Annotated in this window: 25 protein-coding genes and 1 tRNA gene; 10 read left to right on the top strand and 16 right to left on the bottom strand. The window is 34.1% G+C overall.

Translation table 11 applies throughout. From position 1 onward, the window contains the following. The first annotated feature begins 85 nt into the window (after nt 1–85). Nucleotides 86–715 (top strand): response regulator transcription factor, encoded by a 630-nt coding sequence (locus tag ACIDC4_RS12340; protein ID WP_026730588.1) that lies wholly within the window; start codon nt 86–88, stop codon nt 713–715. On the opposite strand, the gene dnaG is transcribed toward ACIDC4_RS12340, so the two are convergent. The 8 genes from dnaG to rlmN all read right to left on the bottom strand — a co-directional run bounded on the left by dnaG (nt 712) and on the right by rlmN (nt 11,031). After that, on the bottom strand, nt 712–2,778 hold the full coding sequence (dnaG, locus tag ACIDC4_RS12335) for a DNA primase (RefSeq protein WP_412042868.1): 2,067 nt from the start codon (nt 2,776–2,778) through the stop codon (nt 712–714). The genes ACIDC4_RS12340 and dnaG overlap by 4 nt on opposite strands. 128 nt (nt 2,779–2,906) lie before the next feature. Beyond that, nucleotides 2,907–3,950, bottom strand: coding sequence for a hypothetical protein (locus ACIDC4_RS12330; RefSeq protein WP_412042867.1), 1,044 nt, complete (start codon nt 3,948–3,950; stop codon nt 2,907–2,909). Between the two features lie 591 nt (nt 3,951–4,541). Continuing rightward, the gene (locus tag ACIDC4_RS12325) at nt 4,542–5,282 is read right to left on the bottom strand and encodes a hypothetical protein (RefSeq protein ID WP_412045635.1); all 741 of its coding nucleotides are present in this window, start codon (nt 5,280–5,282) and stop codon (nt 4,542–4,544) included. Then, nucleotides 5,269–5,829, bottom strand: coding sequence for an RNA polymerase sigma factor (locus tag ACIDC4_RS12320; RefSeq protein ID WP_412045634.1), 561 nt, complete (start codon nt 5,827–5,829; stop codon nt 5,269–5,271). The genes ACIDC4_RS12325 and ACIDC4_RS12320 overlap by 14 nt, the downstream gene beginning before the upstream one ends. Nucleotides 5,830–6,150: 321 nt before the next feature. Beyond that, nucleotides 6,151–8,073 carry a DUF2207 domain-containing protein gene (locus ACIDC4_RS12315; protein WP_412045633.1) on the bottom strand — a complete coding sequence of 641 codons (1,923 nt, stop codon included), beginning with the start codon at nt 8,071–8,073 and terminating at the stop codon, nt 6,151–6,153. 12 nt (nt 8,074–8,085) lie between these two features. Then, the gene (locus ACIDC4_RS12310; protein WP_412045632.1) at nt 8,086–8,640 is read right to left on the bottom strand and encodes a LemA family protein; all 555 of its coding nucleotides are present in this window, start codon (nt 8,638–8,640) and stop codon (nt 8,086–8,088) included. A 60-nt stretch (nt 8,641–8,700) separates the two neighbouring features. After that, the gene (locus tag ACIDC4_RS12305) at nt 8,701–9,678 is read right to left on the bottom strand and encodes a polyprenyl synthetase family protein (protein WP_412045631.1); all 978 of its coding nucleotides are present in this window, start codon (nt 9,676–9,678) and stop codon (nt 8,701–8,703) included. A gap of 303 nt (nt 9,679–9,981) precedes the next feature. Further along, nucleotides 9,982–11,031, bottom strand: a complete 1,050-nt coding sequence (rlmN, locus tag ACIDC4_RS12300) for a dual-specificity RNA methyltransferase RlmN (protein ID WP_078008609.1) — start codon at nt 11,029–11,031, stop codon at nt 9,982–9,984. A 320-nt stretch (nt 11,032–11,351) separates the two neighbouring features. On the opposite strand from rlmN, the gene ACIDC4_RS12295 reads away from it, so the two are divergent. The 6 genes from ACIDC4_RS12295 to ACIDC4_RS12270 all read left to right on the top strand — a co-directional run bounded on the left by ACIDC4_RS12295 (nt 11,352) and on the right by ACIDC4_RS12270 (nt 16,141). Continuing rightward, nucleotides 11,352–11,918: a YceI family protein gene (locus tag ACIDC4_RS12295; RefSeq protein WP_412045630.1), complete on the top strand. Its 567-nt coding sequence runs from the start codon at nt 11,352–11,354 to the stop codon at nt 11,916–11,918. 297 nt (nt 11,919–12,215) lie between these two features. Next, nucleotides 12,216–12,785 carry a YceI family protein gene (locus ACIDC4_RS12290; RefSeq protein WP_412045629.1) on the top strand — a complete coding sequence of 190 codons (570 nt, stop codon included), beginning with the start codon at nt 12,216–12,218 and terminating at the stop codon, nt 12,783–12,785. 5 nt (nt 12,786–12,790) lie between these two features. Continuing rightward, complete coding sequence (locus ACIDC4_RS12285) at nt 12,791–14,176, top strand: hypothetical protein (RefSeq protein WP_412045628.1); 1,386 nt, start codon at nt 12,791–12,793, stop codon at nt 14,174–14,176. A 6-nt stretch (nt 14,177–14,182) separates the two neighbouring features. Then, nucleotides 14,183–14,734, top strand: a complete 552-nt coding sequence (locus tag ACIDC4_RS12280) for a hypothetical protein (RefSeq protein WP_412045627.1) — start codon at nt 14,183–14,185, stop codon at nt 14,732–14,734. A gap of 256 nt (nt 14,735–14,990) precedes the next feature. Beyond that, nucleotides 14,991–15,386, top strand: a complete 396-nt coding sequence (locus tag ACIDC4_RS12275) for a hypothetical protein (protein WP_230035385.1) — start codon at nt 14,991–14,993, stop codon at nt 15,384–15,386. A 113-nt stretch (nt 15,387–15,499) separates the two neighbouring features. Then, a complete protein-coding gene (locus ACIDC4_RS12270) occupies nt 15,500–16,141 on the top strand; it encodes an O-methyltransferase (protein WP_412045626.1) in 642 nt (213 codons plus the stop codon). A gap of 100 nt (nt 16,142–16,241) precedes the next feature. Here ACIDC4_RS12270 and ACIDC4_RS12265 read toward each other — a convergent pair whose 3' ends face one another. From ACIDC4_RS12265 to ACIDC4_RS12235, 7 genes are all read right to left on the bottom strand, one after another. Continuing rightward, a complete protein-coding gene (locus tag ACIDC4_RS12265) occupies nt 16,242–16,805 on the bottom strand; it encodes a phosphatase PAP2 family protein (protein WP_412045625.1) in 564 nt (187 codons plus the stop codon). Then, nucleotides 16,805–17,164 (bottom strand): Sec-independent protein translocase subunit TatA/TatB, encoded by a 360-nt coding sequence (locus ACIDC4_RS12260; protein ID WP_412045624.1) that lies wholly within the window; start codon nt 17,162–17,164, stop codon nt 16,805–16,807. The genes ACIDC4_RS12265 and ACIDC4_RS12260 overlap by 1 nt, the downstream gene beginning before the upstream one ends. A 102-nt stretch (nt 17,165–17,266) precedes the next feature. Beyond that, nucleotides 17,267–19,504 (bottom strand): M1 family metallopeptidase, encoded by a 2,238-nt coding sequence (locus ACIDC4_RS12255; protein ID WP_412045623.1) that lies wholly within the window; start codon nt 19,502–19,504, stop codon nt 17,267–17,269. 66 nt (nt 19,505–19,570) lie between these two features. Then, a complete protein-coding gene (locus ACIDC4_RS12250; protein ID WP_230035382.1) occupies nt 19,571–20,077 on the bottom strand; it encodes a DUF6702 family protein in 507 nt (168 codons plus the stop codon). Then, nucleotides 20,074–20,832 carry a BamP family beta-barrel-assembly machinery protein gene (gene bamP, locus ACIDC4_RS12245; protein ID WP_412045622.1) on the bottom strand — a complete coding sequence of 253 codons (759 nt, stop codon included), beginning with the start codon at nt 20,830–20,832 and terminating at the stop codon, nt 20,074–20,076. The genes ACIDC4_RS12250 and bamP overlap by 4 nt, the downstream gene beginning before the upstream one ends. Then, complete coding sequence (locus tag ACIDC4_RS12240; RefSeq protein ID WP_412045621.1) at nt 20,822–21,550, bottom strand: carboxypeptidase-like regulatory domain-containing protein; 729 nt, start codon at nt 21,548–21,550, stop codon at nt 20,822–20,824. Before ACIDC4_RS12240 ends, bamP begins: the two co-directional genes overlap by 11 nt. Next, on the bottom strand, nt 21,537–22,304 hold the full coding sequence (locus tag ACIDC4_RS12235) for a peptidase associated/transthyretin-like domain-containing protein (RefSeq protein ID WP_412045620.1): 768 nt from the start codon (nt 22,302–22,304) through the stop codon (nt 21,537–21,539). The genes ACIDC4_RS12240 and ACIDC4_RS12235 overlap by 14 nt, the downstream gene beginning before the upstream one ends. Before the next feature lie 164 nt (nt 22,305–22,468). On the opposite strand from ACIDC4_RS12235, the gene pepE reads away from it, so the two are divergent. From pepE to ACIDC4_RS12220, 3 genes are all read left to right on the top strand, one after another. Next, nucleotides 22,469–23,176: a dipeptidase PepE gene (gene pepE, locus ACIDC4_RS12230; RefSeq protein WP_412045619.1), complete on the top strand. Its 708-nt coding sequence runs from the start codon at nt 22,469–22,471 to the stop codon at nt 23,174–23,176. Nucleotides 23,177–23,316: 140 nt separating this feature from the next. Next, entirely contained in the window at nt 23,317–23,664 is a 348-nt protein-coding gene (locus tag ACIDC4_RS12225) for an ISAon1 family transposase N-terminal region protein (protein ID WP_488381143.1), read from the top strand. Next, a complete protein-coding gene (locus ACIDC4_RS12220; protein ID WP_488381145.1) occupies nt 23,657–24,640 on the top strand; it encodes an ISAon1 family transposase in 984 nt (327 codons plus the stop codon). The genes ACIDC4_RS12225 and ACIDC4_RS12220 overlap by 8 nt, the downstream gene beginning before the upstream one ends. A 359-nt stretch (nt 24,641–24,999) precedes the next feature. On the opposite strand, the gene ACIDC4_RS12215 is transcribed toward ACIDC4_RS12220, so the two are convergent. Next, a tRNA-Asp gene (locus ACIDC4_RS12215) sits at nt 25,000–25,073 on the bottom strand. Between the last annotated feature and the right edge of the window lie 25 nt (nt 25,074–25,098).

Here is a 25,098-nt window from a genome sequence, read left to right as displayed (position 1 = left end):
AACATTTGTCTGCAATTAATTACAGAATTTATTTATTAATTTTACAGTTCCAAAAACATGAACAATTCTAAAAAAGGTAAAAATTATGATTAAAGTATGTCTTGCAGACAATCATCCTGTGACTCACTTTGGCGTTAAGTCTTATTTTAAAGACCACGATCAAATTTCAATTGTTGCCAACGTAGGCAATTTTTCAATGGTTAGAGATATTCTTCAGACGAAGGAGATTGACATCCTAATTCTAGATCTGGAATTAGAAGGTCTTTCAAGCATCTTCGAAGTAAAATCTATCCTGAAAAACTTCCCAAAAACAAAAATTGTAATTTTTAGTGACCTCGCTGAACAAATGTATGCTCCAAATGCAATCAAAGCAGGAGTTTCCGGGTATGTGCACAAAACAGAAAAACTTGAAACCTTAGGTCTTTCTATTATTAAAGTACACGAAGGAAAAATCATCATCAATGAAACTGTACGTAAAAACATGGCCCTAATTGCTAAACAAAGCAAAAGCGAGCGTTTGTACAGAAAACTTTCGAATCGTGAGATCGAAGTTTTACGTTACTTAAGTGATGGTAAGAAAAACAATGAAATCTCTAAAATCTTAAACCTGAACGAAAAAACGATCAGTACTTACAAATTAAGATTATTGACTAAATTAAATGTTACTAATTTAGTTGACTTAGTTAACAAAGCGAAGACTTTAGAAATTATTTAATGGTACCTCGACATTACTCTTCCTAGTTTTTTCGAGAATGCATTAACTAATTTTGAGTAATCGACAACCATAGACAAAAGCTCTGTATTATCTGAATTATCAGGTTTTATAGAGCTTTTTAATTCTTCGATGATTTTACCCACCAAAAACCAACGCATAGACATAATAGTTTCTGTAACGTATTGTGCAATCGTTTCGTGTTTCATTTTAGAAAAAATGTTCTGCCCTTCCCAATCATGAAGCGTCAGTCTTTCATCTTCCATTAAAATATCAGTAACTTCCTGAGCAAAATCAGGCTGCAAACGCATTAAATATTGTTCGAGACTAAACTTTTCATGTTGGTTATAAAATCCAATTAAGTCTGTAAAAATATCCCGGAATAAATTATTAGAAAGCTCTACCTCATCTTCCTGCAAACTCAAATAAATACGCTGGTATACTTTGTAAGCTCTCATTTCAGAGACCATCACAACTTCACCTTCGTCGTTATTTTTTAAAAGCACATCTTCAAATTCCTCTGTTTTATCTCCGTAAAGCAATAAAATCTCAATTACTTTTCGTTCTAAACGATATAGAATATCTACTTTTTCTGCAGGTTCTGCTACCGGATATCCAGGCTCTCCCGGATAATAATCTTCCGGAGGTCCATTTCTTGGATCTTCAGGATCTCCTCCTGAAAAACTACCTTGGTTTGGAGTTTGGTTTCTAAAAACCTCAAAAGGTTTTTGTTCCTGCTTTTGTTTTTTACTTGCCTCTGTAAGATCTTTTTGAATTAGCTGAGCCAAAGTACTCACCAATACCTGCTCAGAAATATCCATGATTCTGGCACATTCCTGAGTATAAATTTCACGCTGGATACGATCCGGAATTTTCGAAATACTCACGACCATATCGCGAATTAAATCGGCTTTTTTAATAGGATCGTTTTTGGCCTCTTTCATTAAGAGTGAGGCTTTAAACTGTATAAAATCTTTACTATTTTCTTCTAAATAAGCAACAAGCTCATCATGCGAAGTTTTTCTTGCAAAACTGTCAGGATCTTCTCCGTCAGGAAAAGCACAAACCCTTACGTTCATTCCTTCTTCCAGAATCAAATCGATTCCTCGAACAGAAGCACGTAATCCTGCAGCATCTCCGTCAAACAACACTGTAATATTTCTTGTTAATCGATTGATCAAACGAATCTGATCTGGCGTTAAAGCGGTTCCTGATGAAGCCACAACGTTTTCGATCCCAGCCTGATTAAACTGAATCACATCGGTATAACCTTCAACCAGGTAACAATTGTTTTGTTTGGCTATAGATTGTTTGGCCTGAAAAATACCATAAAGCACTTTACTTTTATGGTAAATATCACTTTCGGGCGAGTTCAGATACTTCGCTGCTTTTTTATCATTGGTTAAAATACGTCCTCCAAAACCTAAAACACGTCCGGACATACTTTCTATCGGGAACATAACACGACCTTTGAAACGGTCAAAAGGGCGGTCTTCTCTTGCAATGGTCAAACCGGTGCTTTCCAGAAATTCCAGTTTATATCCTTTACCTAAAGCTTCTTTGGTCAACGCATCCCAGGTTTCCGGTGAATATCCTAAACTAAACTTTTTGATGGTTTCATTGGTAAAACCTCTTTCTTTAAAATAAGAAAGTCCAATTGCTTTTCCCTCTTCTGAATTTAAAAGTGTTTTATTAAAATAGTCTTTGGCAAATTCAGAAACCAGATACATACTTTCTCGAACATCCGTCATTGCTTTTTCAGCATCTGTCTGTTCTGTTTCTTCAATTTCAATATTGTATTTTCTGGCCAAGTATCGAATGGCTTCCGGATAGGTAAATTGGGAATGCTCCATCAAAAACTTGACAGAATTCCCTCCTTTTCCTGTACTAAAATCTTTCCAGATTCCTTTTGCAGGCGAAACCATGAACGAAGGAGAGCGCTCATCTGAGAACGGACTTAATCCTTTGTAGTTACTCCCGGCACGTTTTAAATTAACATAATCACCAATAACCTCCTCTACACGAGCAGTTTCAAAAACAGAATCAATAGTAGCTTGTGAAATCAAAACGTAAAATATTTTTAAAAATTTGAAGTGTGTAAAAGTACACAAATGAATCTTGAAATTTGGCGATTTAACATAAAAAAAGCACCTCTTTCGAAGTGCTTTTTCTACTAACTAATTAAACTGCATTCTTAATTTAAATCAACTCTGATACCCAGCGAAATATTATTTTCCTTAATTAAATTATCCTGAAATAGGGGATTTAAATCATATTTCGCATACAAACTAAATTCTCTGTAACCGATATAAGAACTCAGTCCGTAAATAAAATTATTTACATTATAATCTCCTTTGATTGTTGTTTTATAATCTAAATCATCCTGATCAAATTTTAGGATTTGTTTCGATTTTACATTAATTCCTGCATAACCTCCAATCCCAAAACGGAAACTTCTATGAGTTCTAAAATAGGTTTTACCATTGCTGATCTGAGGCTTAGAAAAATCGAATTCTAAATGTAAAGGCAACACGATATAAACATTTCTAAAACGGGATTCATCAAGATTTATAGGATTGGTTTGCAATTCAGTCTGATCTCCATTTACTACAAAACTCCTGTTATCTGTCGGGCGAATGTTATTGTACATCAACGAAAGCCCGTATTTGGCATGCAATAAATTGTCGTTTTTCATTAATCTGCTGTTATAGGTAAAACCCCATTCGTAGAAATGCGAACCCATAAAACTATAATTAGAATCCTGAAGTTTGCCGTCGACCATCATATTATTCAATCCCATTGCAAATACAAATTGAGAAGTCGTTCTTTTTTCTCCATGAATTGAATCTTTAGACTTATCCCTATCTCTGTCTCTTACATGAAATACAATACTATATTTTTTGCTTAATGAATCTTCTTTGATTTTTCCGTCGACTTTTTGCTGAACCAAATCATTAAGTTCATTTTGTGCCTCTGTTACTTTTTCTTCGATAATTGTAGCTCTGGCTTCTGCTAATTCTTTTTTGCGTTTGTCTGCTTGATCCTGAGTAATTTTCCCTTCAGACAATTGCACGTTTACAACTTCTACTTCTTCTTTCAAAGCTGCTTTTTCTTCTTTGGTAATCTTCTCGATTTTATTCGCAATTTTTTTTGCTTTAGATTCAAAGGTTTCCTGCCCGAGTACCTTACTAACAAGTAAGAAAATAAGGACAACGAGATAAAGTGTAAAATTTTTCATGATTGATTGATTTTTAAAATTGATTGTGATTGATGATGATTATTTAATTTTAATTGTGAATTGTAAATTCCAGATTCTATCTCCATCGGGTTAAAACCCGACGCTACAATATGAATCGTTCCTCTGGAACTAAAAATCTATACTCGGTATTCTTTATTCTGTCTCCATCGGGTTAAAACCGACGCTAAAATATGGATCGTTACTCCGGAACTAAAAATCTATACTCGGTATTCTTTATTCTGTCTCCATCGGGTTAAAATCCAACACTACAATATGGATCGTTCCTTCGAAACTAAAAATCTATACTCTGTATTCTTTATTCTGTCTCCATCGGGTTAAAACCCGACGCTACAATATGGATCGTTCCTCCGGAACTAAAAATCTATACTCTGTATTCTTTATTCTGTCTCCATCGGGTTAAAACCCGACGCTACAATATGGATCGTTCCTCCGGAACTAAAAATCTATACTCGGTATTCTTTATTCTGTCTCCATCGGGTTAAAACCCGACACTACAGTATGGATCGTTCCTCCGGAACTAAAAATCTATACTCTGTATTCTTTATTTTATAATCTTTATTCTATAATCTCTTACTCTTGCTGATTTCGATTCGCCAAAGCCACTTTTACCGTTTGGTAATTTTTATTGACTTTTGTAATCATTTTTTCTCTAAACGAAAGCTCTAATTCGCCATCAACCTGATGGAGTAAATCATTAGCATTGATTTTTACTTTTGATTTTGGTTTTACCGAATTCTCTGCTACAACAGTTTTTTCGGCCGATTGCAATAGTTGATCTACTGTTTCTCTTCTAGAAGTTTCAACAGCTAAAGATTGATTACTAGTAGATTGTTTTTCTTGATTGTTTTTGATGATGATTGAAGACTCCGCTACTTGATTTGATTTGTTTTTAAGGGTTTTAATTGATTCTACATTATTATTTTTTTCTTCTTTTACTAAATTCTGATTTGTTGTTTTTTCTGAAACTGCAACTGCTGTCTTTACTGGACTTGTTACCTTTAAAACTGGCTTTACAACAGAATCTTTCTGTGGATTCTCTTTGACAACCACAGTGTTTTCTGGTGTTTTAACGATACTTTTTTTCTGATTAAAAAAGAATGTTCCCACTAATAAAAAACCAACAATACTCGCGGCGATGTACATCCATCTTTTTTTAGAAGTTTGTAGTGAGCGAAGTCCAACTTTGGGCTGTTTCTTTTCTTCAGCAACACTAAGCATCGCATCTAATCGATCCCAGGCTTTTTCGCTTGGTTCAATTTTACGTTGGTTTAGTTTTTCACGGAAATCCTTTTCAAAATTATTCGGTTCCATTATCTTGTTTTTTTAAAATATTAATCTGTGTTTGCAGCATCTTTCTGGCGTGCGATAATTGCGATTTTGATGTTCCTTCATTAATCCCTAACATCTTTGCAATTTCATTGTGTTTGTATCCTTCGATGGCGTATAAATTGAAAACCATTTTATATCCGTCCGGTAAAGCATCTATCAAAAACTGAATCTGATCTATTGAAAACTGACTATCGGTTGCATTAAAACTTTCTTCGACATAAATTTCATCTTCAACAAACTTTACTTTTTTCTGAACTCTTAAATACGATATACATTCGTTAACCATGATTCGGCGAATCCAGCCTTCAAAACTTCCTTTATTTTCGAATTTGTTTAAATTGGTAAACACTTTCATAAAAGCCGTTATCATTACATCTTCTGCTAGTTGAATGTCTTTTATATACTGTCGGCAAACACTTAGCATTTTCGAGGAAAACCGACTATAAATTTGCTGTTGCGCTTGTCGATTATTTCCGACAGCCAACTTTATAATTTCGGTTTCTTCCTGATGTAAATGAATAATTTTCATTTATAAGCTTTTGGTTTTTTGGTTTAGTAATGATCTTCTATTAGCATAGACGAGTTAAGTTTAAAAATGGTTGCACCGGGGTATAAAAATTTCAATAAAAAAATTCCAAATTCCAAAACAAACACAATAAATAACTGATTAACAATAAATTGAAACAAATTATACAATTAAAAAAAAATCTAATTTTATAATTATTTTTTCTTCACTGAGGCAAGATAATCTAAATCAGACCCAATCGAAAATAAAAAAACCTTGCATTATTATAAATAATACAAGGTTTTCTTAATACGATATTTTAAATAGCTTTTGGTTACTAAAATTTTACCAACCGCCGCCTCCACCGCCTCCACCGCCGCCTCCGGAGCTTCCGCCACCTGAACTTCCGCTGCTCCAGCTTCCACTGCTTCCGCTGGAACTAGATGAAGAACCTGATGATGATGAAGAGGGAGGACTAGGATCAACTGCTGCACTGCTCACAGAGTTTCCAAAGCTGGACAGGAACATTGCGGGCTGCATGTAAAACGTATCTTCGCCCTGATACCATGCAGGATCATATTTGGCTAATTCTAAAATTTCTGCGAATTGTTTTCCCCACTCTATTTCGACTCCCAATGCAATAGCATACGGGAATAATTTTTCGAACAATTGCGGAGTCAGTTCAGGAGGATTCAACATATTCATTCTATCTTTCTCTGCCGTTTGCATATAATGTTTAAAACCTTCTAATCTATGCAATGCGTCAGCGCCTTTTTGTGTAAACTTCCCTAAAGTTCTTGCATAAAAAATATACATCAGGAACACAACGCCAATAACGATCATTTGTAGCGTACTTGAATAAGGAATCGAAACAAAAAATATAAATAACGCCATTGGTAAAATAAAGAATGCAAGAATAGCTCTTAAAATAAGCATACCAGTACCTATATTCTTTTTTGTAAACCAATATGTTAATCCTGAAACCGCAATGATTAATCCTGTATAAAAAGGATAACTAATATATCCCCTATTATTAGAAAGCAACTCATAAGTAAGTCCTGCAATGAGAAAAATCGCAAAACCAATCCATTTTTTTGAGGTATTGTTTTGGTAAAACTCTTCCAGGTTTATTTGTTTTGTTACTGTTTTAAGCCATTTAGAATATGCTTTTTCAAAAATTTTATAATTAGAGTCGGATACTTTTATTTTATCCTTTTTTGTAAAACCGCTTACTATATCTGATTCTTCTGTACTTAATTTTTGTGATAAATTATTTAAAACTTCGATCTCATAGGTTTGTTTGTTTTTAAAAACTCCATTTTCGACCGTAGACAAAATTCTAATGGCACCTTTTACAGAAGCATTTATAACAGATGACATATACGTTTTGCGTGTAATTTTTCTGTCGTATACATACCCTACAATCGCAGGAGACCAATCGAAAGGTGGCATAAATTCAGGCATCAATGTTTTCTTAACGGGGTCTTTACCGTATTTCTTCCAGCTAAAAAAGAAGAAAAGCGACATTCCTATTCCGTAAATAACAGACCACAAATTTGTTTTTATTTGCTTATAAAATGAGCTTGCTTCCTGCAAAAAAGTAGGAGGATCAACAATTCCTTTCGCAAATGATGCAGCAACGGTTAAACCTTCGTAGTGATTAAGCTGTATAGTAGCAAAACTGGCAATTGTACGATTGGTATTTAAGGAACTTATACAATCTGAAGCTTTAGATCCTGCGGCACCGGTATAACAGTGTAAATTTTCGAATACATTGTTTTCTGACGGAAGGGAAATTTCGCAGGTTGCTTTATCTATAGGTAAGTTCCAGCCATTTCCGGTTACATTCCAATACAGTTCATCGTATTTATCAAAATATCCTACCTGAAAAGGAACGCTATAACTAATTTGATAGTCGTAAATTCCTCTTTCCAGATCAATGTCTTTATTACCTATGTAGATTTTCCAGTCACCGGATTCTTCTTTTGTAAAATAATTTTCTGTGGCACCATCTTTTTTTATGGAGTTTATAGTGTATTTCACATCAATTTGATGGCCGTCTTTATCTTGCCTGCTTAATGGCAAAACCCTTAAAAGTCCGTGCCTAAAATTGTTACCTTCTGCATTTATGGTAATATTTTCGACTACATTGATGTTACCTGATTTTTCTATTTTAATTTTTACATCAAAATTTAAAATTCTTTCCTGAGCCTGGGCCTGGAAGAAAACAATAGAAAAAAGAACAAAGTATATTTTTCTTAGGAGCATATTATAATACAATTAAAACTGAACTTTAGGTGTTTCTCTTTGTTTTTCGTCTTCTATTTCAAGGAAGTTTTTCTTTGGAAAACCAAAAGAATTAGCCACAACATTACCCGGAAAAGATTCTACAGCAATATTGTAATCTCTGACAGTTGCATTATAATATCGTTTTGATCGTTCTACTTCGGTTTCGATTTCGCTTAATTCTTCCTGTAAACTCAAAAAGTTGGTATTGGCTTTTAAATCAGGATAATTTTCTGCAAGGGCAAAAATAGTTCCCACGGCATTGCCCAGTTTCTTGTCGAATTGCAATTTTTCATCTGCACTACCCGCATTTAAGGCTTGATTACGCAGACTTACAATATTGGCAAGTGTTTCTTTTTCGTGGGTTAAATATCCTTTAACGGTTTCAACCAGATTCGGAATTAAATCAAATCGTTTTTTTAGAATAACATCGATGCCGCTTAATGCTTCCTGAAGCATATTGCGTTTAGACACAAAACTATTGTAAAGCACTACAAGGTAAATACCCAGAACTACAATTATGGCAAGTATTATAAGTAGAATAGTCATATTTTATTATTAAATTAAAGTACAATTTAACAATAAAAATATTAGGAATAGAGTATGAAATTATTTTTTTCTCTCGATTACGTAGTTTACCATTAAAGTAAGGGCATCTTTGAACTCAGAATCCGGGAAATTTTCTAATAATGAAAGTGCTTCCTGTTGAAATTGCACCATTTTATTTTCGGCGTAAGCCAAACCATTATTATTCTTTACAAAAGCAATCACTTCTTTTACGCGCTTTTTGTCCTTATTATGGTTTTTGATGGAGTTTATCAGCCATTTTTTTTCCTGCGGAGTACAGGTATTTAAAACATGAATTAAAGGCAAAGTCATTTTTTGCTCTTTAATATCTATTCCGGTTGGTTTACCAATAGCTTCTTCGCTATAATCGAACAAGTCATCTTTGATTTGAAAAGCCATTCCGATAAGTTCGCCAAACTTTCTCATGTTTTCAACCTTTGCATCATCCTCAATTACAGATTTTGCACCAAGAGCACAACAAGCTGCAATAAGTGTTGCGGTCTTTTTTCGGATGATTTCGTAGTAAACATCTTCGGTAATATCGAGTCTTCTGGCTTTTTCGATTTGCAGTAATTCTCCTTCGCTCATTTCACGAACAGCAACCGAAATGATTCTTAGTAAATCAAAATCACCATTATCGATAGAAAGCAGCAAACCTTTAGACAATAAATAATCTCCTACCAAAACGGCAATTTTATTTTTCCAAAGGGCGTTGATCGAGAAAAATCCACGACGGCGATTACTGTCATCTACCACATCATCGTGTACTAAAGTTGCGGTATGAATAAGTTCGATTACCGAAGCACCACGATAGGTTCTTTCGTTTACGGTACCTTCTGAAACCATTTTTGCGGTCAAAAAAACAAACATCGGACGCATTTGTTTTCCTTTTCGGTTTACTATATAATAGGTAATACGGTTCAGTAAAGCCACCTTTGAAGTCATCGATTCATGGAACTTTTTTTCAAAAAGTTCCATCTCGTTAAAGATGGGCTGTTTTATTTGAGAAGTAATATTCATTTCGATCCCAAATATACTATTTTAAATAAAAAAACGTTGTGTATTTTAGGTTAGTATATCAATAATTTATAGAATAATTAAGAAAACGCACCCAAAACATTGTCAATTTACCTGCCAATTTGAATCCATCAAATTAAAAGAAAATTGAATACCAATATATTTTCAAAAAAGATTGTCCCAAAAAATCAGCATCCTTTTTGCCCAAAAAAAAGCATTAAGAACAAGAATCAATCTCGTTTTTAATGCTTTACTTATGAAATTTTCCTATGGAAAATGTTTAACGCTGAATGATTCCTGATGGAATTACATTTCTGCTTCTTTATTGGCTAATTGTCCACAGGCGGCATCGATATCTTTTCCGCGGCTGCGACGTACTTTACAAACTACTCCTATATTCTCTAAAGCTTTTATATAAGCTAAAATAGATTCTTCGGATGCTTGTTGGAATTCTCCATCATCAATAGGATTATATTCTATTAGATTTACTTTGCAGGGAACGTATTTACAAAACTTTACCAAAGCATCAATTGAAGCTTTATCATCGTTGATTCCTTTCCAGACCACATACTCGTATGAAATCTTATTTTTGGTTTTTCTGTACCAATATTCTAATGCTTCTCTTAAATCTGCCAGCGGAAAGTTTTTACTAAAAGGCATGATTCGTGCACGAATTTCATCAATCGCAGAATGCAATGAAACCGCCAATTTGAATTTTACATCATCATCGGCCATTTTCTTGATCATTTTCGGAATTCCTGATGTCGAAACCATAATACGTTTTGGCGACATTCCTAAACCTTCCGGCGAAGTAATCATATCGATCGCTTTAATGACATTGTTATAATTCATTAAAGGTTCTCCCATTCCCATAAAAACGATGTTCGAAAGCGGATGATTGTGATACAAACGGCTTTCTTTATCAATTGCAATCACCTGATCGTAGATTTCTCCGGCTTCCAGATTTCGCATTCTTTTTAAACGTGCGGTAGCACAAAAATTACAATCTAAACTACAACCTACCTGACTTGAAACGCAAGCTGTTGTTCTTGTATCAGTCGGAATCAAAACAGATTCAACCACAAGACCGTCATGTAAACGAACTGCGTTTTTTACGGTTCCGTCGCTGCTGCGCTGCATGGTATCAACCTTAATATGATTGATAACAAAATTATCTTCGAGCATAGAACGAGTTGTTTTGGCAACGTTTGTCATATCCTCAAAACTATGTGCTCCTTTGCTCCATAACCATTCATAGACCTGATTTCCGCGAAAAGCTTTGTCATTATTAGCGACAAAAAAATCGCGTAACTGATCTTTTGATAAGGCTCGTATGTCTTTTTTCTCAATTTGCATGGTGCAAATTTAAGTATTTGTTCATTTCTAATGGTATAAAGTACCCCACAATCTTAAAAAATGATTCAATCATAAAAAAATATCATTTTAATTTTTCAAAAACCATACCCTTCTTGTAAGTTTTTATTTCTTAAAAAACAAAATGAAAACGTTTTAGCTATAAATAGGTTTTTAATAAAATTTTAACAATGATTATTATCATGTCCTCTTCTGTGTATGCACAATACTTTTGATCCAAGAAATAATACCACTTATTAGTCTGTAACAAGACTAACAAATTAAAATTCCATACTTGAATGATAACCCAATGCATCATCAAAATGAAAACAATTACATCACTAAAATCAATTTTACTGACAATGTTATTTACCACATTGTCATTACAAACCAACGCCCAAAAAAACTACACGGTAAATAAATCTACTTTTGAAGTTGCCGGAACTTCTACCGTGCACGACTGGGTAATGAAATCTACAGAAGGAACCGGTACTGCTAATCTAACAGTTAAGGATTCTAAACTCGCCGGCTTAAATAGTCTTACTATTACCTTAATGGCCGAAAGCCTAAAAAGCAGCAAAACAAGTATGGATAAGGTGGCCTACGAAGCCTTAAACACAGAAACAAACCAAACTATCGAATACGTTTTAAAATCTGCTGAGAAAATAAACGAAACAACCTGGGATCTCACCGGCATTTATACCATAGCTGGTGTAAGCAAAGAATACAAAACTCAGGTAAAAGTAACGACTGATAACGGAAACTTTATTTTGCAGGGTTCTAATCAAATTACTTTTGGCGATTTTGAAATGACACCTCCAAAGGCCGCTCTTGGGGTTGTTAAGACAGGAAAAGACTTAACGGTAATCTTCAATATTATTCTAAGCTAATACAATTTAGAAAACCTCATACAAAACTTTTTTCTAAAAACAAACAACTGCTCAGTTTCAAACACAGCTAAAAACTTACAAAATATCAATTTAATAAAATACGCCCTTCATTTTGAGAATGTGTTAATAAAAAGAAAACGTTGTAGTTATTAAATACGATTTTAATAAAATTTTAACAATGACTTTTATCATAATATTAACTTAAATATGCCCCTACATTTGATACAAGTTAACACACCATTAGTACTAAAAAATAAAATTAACCCCCGAAATATAATATTTCAAATAACAAACATTATGAAAACAACAAGAATAAAATTTTTAGCATTGGTGATTTCCTTTTTAGGAATAACCACACTTGCAACTGCTCAAAAAAGTTACACATTAGACAGTAAATCGACATTTTCAGTTGCCGGAACATCAACCTTACATGACTGGGAAATGAAATCAGCATCAGGAACAGGAACTGCGAATCTAACGATTGCAAATTCAAAGCTAACGGAGATAGAATCTTTATCGATAACTCTTGCAGCAGAAAGTGTAAAAAGCGAGAAAAAAAGTATGGACAAAGTAGCTTATGAAACTTTGAAAACGGATAAAAACAAAAACATTAAATATGTTTTGAAATCTGCAGAAAAAGTAAACGAAACTACTTGGGAACTAACAGGAACTTATACCATTGCAGGAGTTAGCAAGTTGCTTAAAACAACTGTAAAAACAACTGTTACGCAAAACGGTCTAAATATGCAGGGAACAAACAAAATCACTTTTAGTGAGTTTGGAATGAAATCTCCAACAGCAATGTTAGGCACTATTAAAACCGGACAAGATTTAACACTAAAATTTAATTTAACCTTTAATTTATAAACGCCATGAAAAAAATCTATCTATTATTTATAGTTTTAGCGAGCACGTTTACTGCTAACGCACAAAAACTTAGCTTTGGAAATATGCAGAACCAGGTTCCTCGTGACCAAAGAGCGATCAATGTGTTCGACGTTAGAAAAGATACCACTGCTTACAAAGGTATCAGTGTAGACTTAGGTGGTGCATTTGCATTACAATTTCAAGCCATAAACTCGTTCAACGATCACGGAGATTATACAGGAACACCAAATGCAGGATACAGATTAAACAATCTAACAAACGATTTTAATTTACCTAATGCTAACATGACGATTGGAGCACAATTAGCAGACGGTGTACGTGTAAACTTAGATATATATCTTGCCTCTAGACACCATCACGAAACCTGGGTACAAGGTGGATACCTGCAAATCGACAAATTAGACTTCATTAAAAAAGGTTTACTAGAAGATGTTATGAAATACACGACCATCAAAATTGGTCAAATGGAAAACAACTACGGTGATGCACATTTTAGAAGAAGTAACAATGCTTATACTATAACAAACCCTTTTATTGGAAACAATATCATGGACGCTTTTACTACTGAAATGGGAGCCGAAATATACTATAACAGAAACGGTTTTGTAAGTATGATTGGAGCAACAAACTCTAAATTAAATCAAAACGTACAAGAAGTTATTCCAGGACCTACTACTGCTGCTACTCCAGATCAAAATACAACTATTAGCCCTACGATTTTGGCTAAACTAGGTTGGGACAAACAAATTGATAGCGATTTAAGAATTAGACTTACCGGATCTTACTATCATACAGCAAATTCTAGTGGAAACTTATATTCTTCAGACAGAGCAGGAAGCCGTTTTTATAGTGTTATGACACATTCAGGAACAATTGGTTACCCAAGTTCAAATATTTTAGATTCTGAAACTAATAAAGATACTGGTAGATTTAATCCTGGGTTTGGAAACTGGGCTACATCATACATGATTAACCCGTTTGTAAAATATAAAGGATTTGAATTCTTTGGAACTTTAGAATTTGCTTCTGGAGGTGATTACAAAGGAACAGACGATACTCGTAAAGTCAATCAATATGTTGGAGATTTAGTATATCGTTTTGGAAGCCACGAAAATTTATATGTGGGTGCAAGATACAACTTAGTAGACGGTAAACTAAGAAACTCTGATGCTGAAGCGGTTCAGGTCAATAGATTTGAAGCTGCTGCAGGTTGGTTTATGACTAAAAACATTCTGGCAAAACTTTCATACGTGCAACAGAATTACAAAAATTACCAACAATTTGGAAACGTAGGTGGCGTATCAATGCCAAATGATTTCTACGGAGGAAAATTTGAAGGACTAATGTTTGAAGCTACAATTTCATTCTAAAAAAAAATGAAAACAAGATTTTCAATCTTAATTATGGGTTTAGTTCTTTTATTTTTCTTCGGAAGTGCTAAACCCACTTTTTTAGCAGAAGATACAACGCTGGTAATAAATAAAATTAAAATAGAAATCACCGGAACATCTACTGTGGGCAAATACAATTGTTCTAATACGTTTTCAAAAAAAGATACTCTCTTTTTGAATTCTAACAAAAAAAATAATTTCAATACTGAAATCAAAATGTCGGATTTTGATTGTGGCAACAAAATCATGACTAAAGATTTACAGGGAACCGTAAAAGTAAAAACGTTTCCTAACAGTACTGTAACGATCACTGATGTAAAACAGTTTGGTAAAAATTACAAATGTCACCTTACTTTTTTGATCACAAACAAAACACTTAAATACAAAGATTTTATATTATACAGCTCTGACAAGAAAGTTGAAGGGTCACTTAACTTAAACTTTTCTGATATTGAGTTAGAACCTCCCGTGAAAATGGCGGGATTAATAAAAGTTAGAGATGAAATCGTAGTTAACTTTAGTTTATATAAAAACTAAAAATCTAATCTATAATTTCTCTTTAAATTGTTTTCATGTCTAATTTGTTTTTTTAAAAGGTATCTTGTGGCGAGATACCTTTTTTTATTTAAAAAAATTTCGTGGTATTTTTTTAGATCTTAATATTTGGCACGAGAATTGTCTTAGCGTCAAAAGGAAAATAATCTTACGAAGAGCTCAGTCATTTTAAATGTGTATCTTTATTTTTCAGCTTTATAACCTTTAAATTTTATCAACCTAAAAAAAATTATTCATTATGAAAAAACAAATTTTAAGCTTAGCTGTTGTCGCTTTATTAGCATTCGCTGTTCAATCTTGCGAAAAGAAGGAAAAACCAGCAGAAGACGAATTGACTCTTGGAAACAAAGTTGATACTTTAACGACAGATATTCAAGAAGTAAAAGACAGTGCGGTTATTAAAGCAGAAAATGCTGCTGCAAGTGCTAAAGAGGCTTCTCAAAATGCCGTTCAGGATGTAAAAGATGCTACCAAAAAAACAGCTAATGATGTAGAAAATGCTGCTAAAAAAACAGCCGCAGATGTAAAAGAGGCTTCTCAGAAAGCAGCTGCAAAAACCGAAGCAGCTGCAAAAGCAGCCAAAGACGGAACAGTAAAAACTGCTAAAGATGTAAATGAAGCTTTGAAAAAATAGTTTCGTTTGAATTTAAAAATTAGGACCATCCGCCAATGCGGATGGTTTTTTTATGCAAAAAAGTGAAGCAATATTTTTTGTATTTTTGCTCTTTAAATATACAAGACTACAACATGCATTTTATATCACAAGAACTAGAAGATTATATCGAACAACATTCTGAAAACGAACCAGAATTACTAGCAAAACTTAATAAAGAAACGTACCAGAAAATACTTTTACCAAGAATGTTAAGCGGACATTTTCAGGGTCGTGTATTAAGTATGTTATCTAAATTGATTCGTCCGGTAAATATTCTTGAAATTGGTACTTATACCGGTTATGCTGCTTTGTGTTTGTGCGAAGGAATGCAGGAAAACGGACAATTGCATACTATTGATATTAAAGAAGAACTGGTCGATTTTCAGCGTAAATATTTTGATGCATCGCCTTGGGGAAAACAAATTTTTCAGCATTTAGGTGAAGCGGTAAATATCATTCCGGATCTTGATGTAAAGTTTGATTTGGTTTTTATTGATGCCGATAAAGAAAATTACCTGAATTACTGGGAAATGATTGTTCCGAAAATGAATAAGGGCGGAATCATTTTATCTGATAATGTTTTATGGAGCGGGAAAATCCTGGAACCTGTTCACCCTAATGATGTTAGTACAAAAGTGCTTTTAGAATATAACTTGCTTTTGAAAACCGATCCAAGAGTAGAGACGGTTTTATTGCCCATTCGCGATGGATTGACGGTTAGTAGAGTGCTTTAGAAAAAAGTTCTAAGTTTCTGAGATGCTAAGATGCTGAGTTTTCTTTAAATTGAAAGACTTAGAACCTTAGCATCTCAGAAACTTAGAATCTTTAACAAAATTATCCCGGAAAATATTGTGGTTTTAGTTTTCGATATACTAAATAAATCAAGAACCCAAAAAGTGCCCCGAAGAAATAACCTGTCACGATATCTCCAGGATAGTGCAATCCTAAATAAATTCGGCTATAGGCGAAAATTAAGGGCCATAAAAACAAGAATCCCAAATATTTGAAATGACGTTTTAGAACCAAAAATAAAAACGTAGCTACTGCCATTGTATTGGCGGCATGTCCTGAGAAAAAGCTATAGGATTTACGCACCTGAACAATGCGTATAATCGAATTGATGTCAGGATTATTACAAGGACGCAAACGCTGGAAAGTATGTTTGAACAAATTAGTTGTCTGATCTGTAAAAGTGATCAAAATTGCTATAAAAAGAAGCAAATACAAGGTTTGTTTTCCTCCTATTTTTTTATAGATGAAATAAAACATTAATAAAAAAAGTGGTGTCCAATTTAACTGATTGGTAATAATCAGCCAAAATTTATCGAATGTTTCAGATCCTAAACCGTTAAGATATACCAATAAATTGATATCTAATTCTTTTATTCTTTCGAGCATTATAATTGGCGTTTTACAGGTCCTGAGATAGAATCGATATCTTCTTTTACTTTATCTATTTCTGTGGCCGTATCACCTAACATGTTTGAAGTTAAACTTGTACTGTCTCCTAATAGATTTGTTTTGGCATCGTTAATTTGAGCATTGATATTACCTGTGATACTGTTTAAAGAGTTCTGGTCAAGACCGTTGGCCTCAGCTCCTTTCTGAATTTCACTTTTTATATCATTGGTTGCATTTTTTAGCTGTGCCATTGCTTTACCCATTGTACGGGCAATTTCCGGCACTTTGTCTGAACCAAAAAGCATTAGTACTATAAACAGTATAAAAACTAGTTCTCCTCCTCCTATACCAAACATATCTTTTATTTTAGTGTGCCACAAAGATATTAAATTTTGTAGCTGTGAGTTTTAAAATTTACTTAAAAAAAAAGACCCTTTTCAGAGTCTTTAGTCTTATTATTAGTCAAATTTAGACTTTACTTCTACTTTTGGCCAGGAATTATTGGTCACATCAATATCAGCTGTCATTAATTTTGGATCTATCTGAATGCTTTTTATCGCTTTTGAAGTGGCATAAACTTTCTTTGCGGTATCATTACTTTTTCTCCAGATTTGAGCCGGATACTGGTAATTATCTTTTGTTCCGTCTTCGTAAGTAATCTCAACCAAAATTGGCATAATCATTCCGCCTGGTTTGTTGAATTCTACTTCATAGAAATATTTAGGCGATTTAAGTTCTGCTTTTTCCTGAGCTGTAAAGGTTTGGCTTACGTAATCAGCCAATGATTTTACATCTTCTACTTTTAAGGCTTTTTTGCTCGAATTATTTACCTCTGCATTATCTCCTGCCACTAAGTAAACAAATGGCCCTTTTTCGAAACCAAAGCGTCCTTTTCTAACTTTTACATCTTTAAGATCGGCTGTTGGAGTTTCAGAAACATAATATTGTTTTACATCTTTGATGCCGATATCTACGAAATCTGTGGAGTAAAACCATCCTCTAAAAAACCAGTCTAAGTCTACGGCAGAAGCATCTTCCATAGTTCTAAAGAAATCTTCTGGGGTTGGGTGTTTGAACTTCCATCTGTTTGCGTATGTTTTAAAAGCATAATCAAACAGTTCTCTTCCCATTACTACTTCTCTTAAAATATTAAGTCCCGTAGCTGGTTTTCCGTAAGCATTATTTCCAAATTGATGAATCGTTTCAGAGTTAGACATAATAGGTTCTAAAAACTTTTGATCACCACTCATATAGGGCACAATGTTTTTTGCAGGACCACGTCTTGACGGGAAATTAGGATCTAATTCCTGCTCTGCCAAATATTCTAAAAATGAATTCAAACCTTCATCCATCCAGCTCCATTGACGCTCATCAGAGTTTACAATCATCGGGAAAAAAGTATGTCCTACTTCATGAATTACCACACCAATCATTCCGTTTTTAACTTCTTTACTGGTCACTCCGTTTTCGTCAGGACGACCGAAATTCCAACAAATCATTGGGTATTCCATACCTTGATCTTCTGCAGAAACTGATACTGCTTTTGGATAAGGATAATCGAATGTGTGTGATGAATAACTTTTTAAAGTATGTGCCACAACCATTGTTGAAGTTTCTCCCCAAAGCGGATTTGCTTCTTTTGGATAAAGAGATTCGGCCATAACCACTTTGTTACCAATCTTTACCGCCATTGCATCGTAAATGAATTTTCTTGAAGATGCAATACCGAAATCACGTACATTTTTTGCACTAAATTTCCATGTTTTTTTCTTTTCAGAGAAACCTTTTTCTGCTGCTTCAGCCTCTGCCTGTGTTACAATTACAACAGGTTTATCAAATGATTTTTGAGCTTGTTCGTAACGTTTTACCTGTTCTGGTGTAAAAACTTCGCTTCTGTTGGTTAATTCTCCTGTAGCATCTATTACGTGATCTGCAGGAACTGTAATGTTTACATCAAAATTTCCAAAAGGTAAAGCAAATTCTCCGCTTCCCCAGAACTGCATATTCTGCCATCCTTCTACATCATTATAAACGGCCATTCTTGGATAAAACTGAGCAATTACGTATAATTTGTTTCCGTCTTTCTCGAAGAATTCATAGCCTGAGCGTCCGCCTTCTTTTCTGTAATTATTTACATTATACCACCATTTTATAGCCATCGAAATTTTCTCACCAGGCTTTAAAGGTGTTACAAGATTAATACGCATCATGGTTTCGTTGATGGTGTACGACATTGGGCTTCCTTTTGAATCTTTTACAGATTCGATATTAAAACCGCGTTCAAGATCTTTCTTTAAATATTTGCTCGAAAAACCTTCAAGTGGAAAAACCTGATTAATTTTTTCGCTTTCAGCCAAAGAGGTCTGAGTTTTTGCTTTTGCCTGATTCTGATCCAACTGAATCCATAAATACTCTAAACTATCCGGTGAATTGTTTGAATAGGTAATAACTTCAGAACCGTTTATTTTTGAATTTTTATCGTCTAATTCAATATCAATTTTATAATCTGCCTGTTGCTGATAATAAGCTGGCCCCGGCGCACCGGAAGCTGTACGGAACATATTAGGTGTTGCCAACAAATCATACATCTGGCTAAATTTGTTCGTATCGTACTTTCCTTGTTGTTTGGGAGTAACTGTTTTTTCCTGAGCGATTAAGATTGCAGGAAAAATCAATAATAATGAAAGTTTTTTCATAAATTTTTAATGGTAATTTTATCAGGGTGTGAAAATAACAATTAAAATAATAATTTTAAGTATCATTTAGTACTTTAACAATTCTTTCCTTGACGATTCTGTAAAAAGAACACTCTTTTTAGTACCAAATGCTGAAATATGTGTAATATTTTGCTGTTCGGCATTCCAATCGACTAAAATAGTGTTAGAAATTTCGATTGTTTTGAATGTATTAATGTCTTTTATTCTGGAATAACAAACCAAAACATCGTTTGCCTCTACTTCTTTAGATAAAAAAGTAATTGGTTTTGACTGACCGTTTATTTTTATAGTAAAATTTTCAGAAAGATATTTTTTTAGTAAATCAATATCGGCCTGGGTTTCCTTATCAGTACCAACGAATGTTTTTTGATGGTATTTTTTTTCCATCCCATTATTCAGATCATCGATAAAAATTCGGGAAGTAATTTGAATCATTTTCTTTTCGGCCGCATAATTGACCTGAAAAACTCCCATATAAAATTTATGGAATGAAAACGCGGTAAGCGATAAAAACAGTATTACCAATAAAGAATAAGTTAATCTTTTTTTCATTTCCCGGCAACATTCACTTTTTTGAATTCCTGACTTTTAGTAATCAGAAAATCCATTAATTCAAACTTTTCTTCTTGTTTTAAATGTTTTTTAGATTCCGGATCTACAGCACAAAACAACAAAAAGATATCTACTTCTTCTTTCTTCAATTTTAATGTATCTGTGTAAAAATCAGGTGTAAAATTAGCTTTTGCATACATCGTAAAAGCAAAATCGCTTGCTTCTTCTTCCGGCACTACATCAACATCTTTCTTTCTCATTAATTTTTTTGCGTCTTTAAATATTCGCACAAAATCAACTCCGTTTTCAATTGTACCATCATAGATAAATCTATTTTTAGGAGATGATTTTTCATCATCAACAAATTTAGTATCTACTATAGCCTGACTATTTTTATCAAATGCTTTTACTTTTAAATCTTTGTGAACCACAACCTCTTTTAACTGATTACTTACCAGATCCATCTGCACCAGAAAAAGTCTGTCGGCACAATTTTTTTCGGTTAAAACAATTTTTTTAGACTGAAAAGCCATACTTGTAATCAACAAAGTGTCTTTTGGCTTTGCCATAATATCAAATAAACCATTTGAACTAATAAAGGTTCTGATATTGGCATTTAAATTCATTACATAACCACTTTCAAGAGTTATAGAATCATTCACAACTTGTCCATGTAGTGGCTTCCTTGAATTATTTTGTCCCAGTGCAATCTGGCAAAATAAGCACACAACGAGTATTCCTAGTTTATTTTTCATTTTCGAGAATTGTTAGATATTTCCTTGCTAAATCTGTTATTAAAAACATACTCATCGTTTTGTTCTTTGTATCCAAAGATACGGCAAATTCAGCATCATCTACACAATATAATTGAAATCCTTTGATATCTGCCACCGGAATTCTCAATCTTTCCGTATAATAATTCTCATCAAAAAGGTATTCTATTTTCCTGAAAAGAATCTCTTTTTTCTCGATATTCACTTCTTTTTTGAGCATTGCAGTTCGGCCTGAAATTGCGTTAAGTAACATATCTCCAGGAGTTGAAGTAGCGGTATAAACTTTTCTTTCGGCTGCAGTATATTTTTTTTGACCATACGGAATTATACCTAAATTCTCGGCCGTAACATTTGCGTTTTCGTTTACAATTACTTCTTTCAGTTCTATCTCTTTCGCTTTCATTTTAACTACAATAGAACCTGAATTTAAATCTTCAATTGTAATTCGGCGTTTGAACGGATCCAGATTTACAGCAGAAAAAACCAAAACATCACCTTCTTTTACCACAATAGAAAACACACCGCCTGCATCTGAAACGGCGGTAACCTGTGTTGTATTATTGATAATATTGACTCCCTCGACATTCGACGATTGTTCAAATATTTGTCCGGTAATTTCTTTTGAAGCGTTGTTTTGTCCAAAACCAACCTGAACGATCAATAATAAAAGTGTTATTTGTAAAATGCTATTTATTCTCACGTTCAATTATTTCTTTATATTTTACAGCTAATTCTCCCAACAAAAACTCCGTTGACGTTCTGTTTTTAGAATTCAAAATTACTGTGAATTTATCATTTTCGACTGCATAATATTCAAAGCCTTTTACATATTCTGCCGGAATTTTCAATCGGTCAATAAAATGTTCCAGCGTAAACATACGCTCTAAAAGCTTCAGGAAAAATTCTTTTTTCTCAACTGCTACTTCTTTTTTAAGCATTGCGGTACGGCCTGAGAAAAAGTTTAATAAAGGATCTGCAGAAACCGAACCTCCAGCCATACCTCCTGCGTTTGCAGTAGCATTTAGTCCCGTCGCAGTATGCAATTTCCTTTCGGCCTCTGTATATGATTTTTGACCACTGGGAATAATCCCCAAAGCAACAGCATTTATACCATTATAATTCTTAACGACAACTTCTTGCAATTGATGCATTATTACATTCAGCCTAACAGAGAAATTGACATCGCAAAAATTTTCTGCTTTCAGTAAAACCCTGTTTTCTTTGAATTGTATAGACGAAAAAACAATTTCATCTCCTGGTTTTGCAGCAATCGAAAAAGCTCCCAACTCATTGGTTGTGGTCATCACCTCCGTTTGCGCATTAACAACATAAACACCTTCTAAATCGGTACTGCTTGCTGTTATACGACCATTCAACATCGTTCTGTCGTCAGCCTGAGACCAACCGGTCTGCCCTGCAACAAATATCAAAACACATATAGCCTTATGAATCAAAATGACAAAAAATTAGAGATTTTCTTAAAGCTGTAAAAATATCTTAATGTATTGCAAATTTAGTATTAAGGACATGGTAAAAATATGTTAATTAAACTTTGTTTATCACCAGTAAAAAGAGACTTTTTAATATCTTTAACCTAAACAATCTGAGTTTAAATTTTATGAAAAGCATTATTATTGCCAGCACTTCTACACTTCACGAAGGCAGCTATTTAGAGTACCTACTCCCTACTTTACAATCGCATTTTAAAGATTGCAAAAGTATTTTATTTATACCCTATGCCCGTCCCGGAGGTATTTCGCATGACGAATATACCAGCAAAGTTTCAGCAGCTTTTGCATCAATAAATATTTCGGTTAAGGGAATTCACGAATTTGAAAATGCCGGTGACGCAATAAAAAATGCCGAAGGAATATTTACCGGCGGAGGAAATACTTTTTTATTGGTTACCCAATTATACAAACATAATGTTATGCAGATTCTTGCAGAAACCGTAAAAAACGGAACGCTATATTTAGGAACAAGTGCCGGATCGAACATTTGCGGTTTATCGATGCAAACAACTAATGATATGCCTATTATTTACCCGCCAAGTTTTCAGACATTGGGATTAATTCCTTTCAACTTAAATCCTCATTATTTAGATCCTGACACTCAATCTAAACATATGGGAGAGACGCGCGAAACAAGAATCAAAGAGTTTCATGCTTTTAATACTATTCCGGTTTTAGGTTTAAGAGAAGGAAGCTGGATTGAAGTAAAAGGTGATAAAATTACTTTGAAAGGAAATCTATCGGCTCGTTTATTTTTGCAAAACGAAAACCCGAAAGAACTAGAAACAGAAAGTGATTTGAGCGCACTAAAATAATTTTTCACCATATAAGTTATATAAGTTCATTTAAAAAAATTAGAAATTCCAATTAATACAAAACTTATAATGGATCAAGAACAAACCTTGGGGAGGGAATGTCAAAATAAAATAAGAAATTTGCACTTTAAGAATAAAAGATGACCCCTATTGAACTTTTAAAATTTATGCTTCCCGATTTTTTAGTGGACCACTTTGATGTGGTTTCCACTACTAATTCTGAAGAAACATTACATCTGTATTTTGAGGAGAAAATTCAGCCTCCTGCAGAGTTTAATACCCTGGAATTAGTTTCAAAAGGTTTTCAGGATGAGATTACCATTCAGGATTTTCCCCTACGGGGCAAGTATGTATATCTGCACATCAAAAGACGTCGCTGGACCAATAAAACCACAAGGGAAATCATCAAAAGAGACTGGCAGTTAGTAGCCAAAGGAACCCGCATGACCCAAGAGTTCGCGGCTTTTTTAAAAGAAATTAATAGATAACAGCGCTACCGATTGCCATACCATTGGAGGTTTCTTTGGGGTCAACGGAAAGAAACTTCAAAGACAGTACAAAAAACACCTGAGTTCCTTTACCGCATGGGCTCCAAGAGATCATGCCCACCAATGGATTGTTTACCCTGACAATATGGGGACACATTTATCAATTGACGAAGTCGCTTTATCTCAGGGAGAACTTTACACTATTGTGACTAATAAGAAATTCAAAGGAAAAAAAGGATCATTAGTGGCTATTGTTGCCGGAACAAAGGCAGAACAGGTTATTGAGCATATCAGTAAGATCGATTATAAAAAAAGAAAACTGGTCAGAGAAATAACACTTGATATGGCCAATTCTATGAAATTAATCTCCAGGAGATGTTTTCCTAAAGCCATACAGGTCACCGATAGGTTCCATGTTCAAAAACTAGCCCTGGAAGCTTTGCAAGAGATCAGAATCAAGCATCGATGGGAAGCCATGGATTTTGAGAATCAATTGATATTGCAGGCAAAGAGCGAAAATAGGACATATACCGCGGAGCTACTTCCAAATGGCGATTCTGTAAAGCAGCTTTTAGCCAGAAGCAGACATGTTCTTTATAAATCCCGAGAAAAATGGACCCAAAGTCAAAACGAAAGAGCGGGGCTCTTATTTGAGTTATATCCCGATCTAAAGAAAGCTTACAATTTATGCCAACAACTCAGAGGAATTTACAATAACAACAATGATAAGCATATTGCTATGACAAAGTTGGCACATTGGTACAGAAATGTAGAGGAATCAGGCTTTAAAAACTTTAATATCCTGCTCAATAGCATAACTTTTAACTACCAATCGATCTTAAACTATTTTGATAACAGAAGCACAAATGCCTCGGCTGAATCTTTCAATGCAAAAATAAAAGCATTTCGGAGTCAATTTAGAGGAGTGAGAAAAATAGATTTCTTCCTGTTCAGATTATCTAATCTTTTTGCATAATCCCCAACTTTTGCGCCTGATCCGTTCTTTGCGGTAAATCTTTTTGCATAATCCCCAACTTTTGCACCTGATCCCAAATATTCTCAAGCTAATATAAAATAAAAACAAAAAGTCCGAAAAGCTTAAAAAAACTTTGCGGACTTTGCGTATCCCGATAGCTATCGGGATTGTGTTCTTTGCGGTTAAATCAAAAGTGTCCTAAATCAAAAAAGCCATCCACAAAAGTGGAAAGCTTTTCATTGGTCTAACTACTAAACCAGCTACGAGTTACAAAGTCGTAGCAAAACAACACAACTAATCTTAGATACCGTATTTGGGCAAAAAAGCCTTTCCGTTAAGAAAGGCTTTTCCCAATATTGCGGTCTGGACGGGACTCGAACCCGCGACCCCATGCGTGACAGGCATGTATTCTAACCAACTGAACTACCAAACCTCTGCGTTATTGCGGTTGCAAAGAT

Origin of the sequence: Flavobacterium sp. C3NV (assembly GCF_046825355.2) — a bacterium.
Taxonomy (GTDB): Bacteria; Bacteroidota; Bacteroidia; order Flavobacteriales; family Flavobacteriaceae; genus Flavobacterium.
The sequence above is the reverse complement of the archived record's forward strand: the minus strand, read 5'-3'. Positions and strand labels throughout refer to the sequence as shown.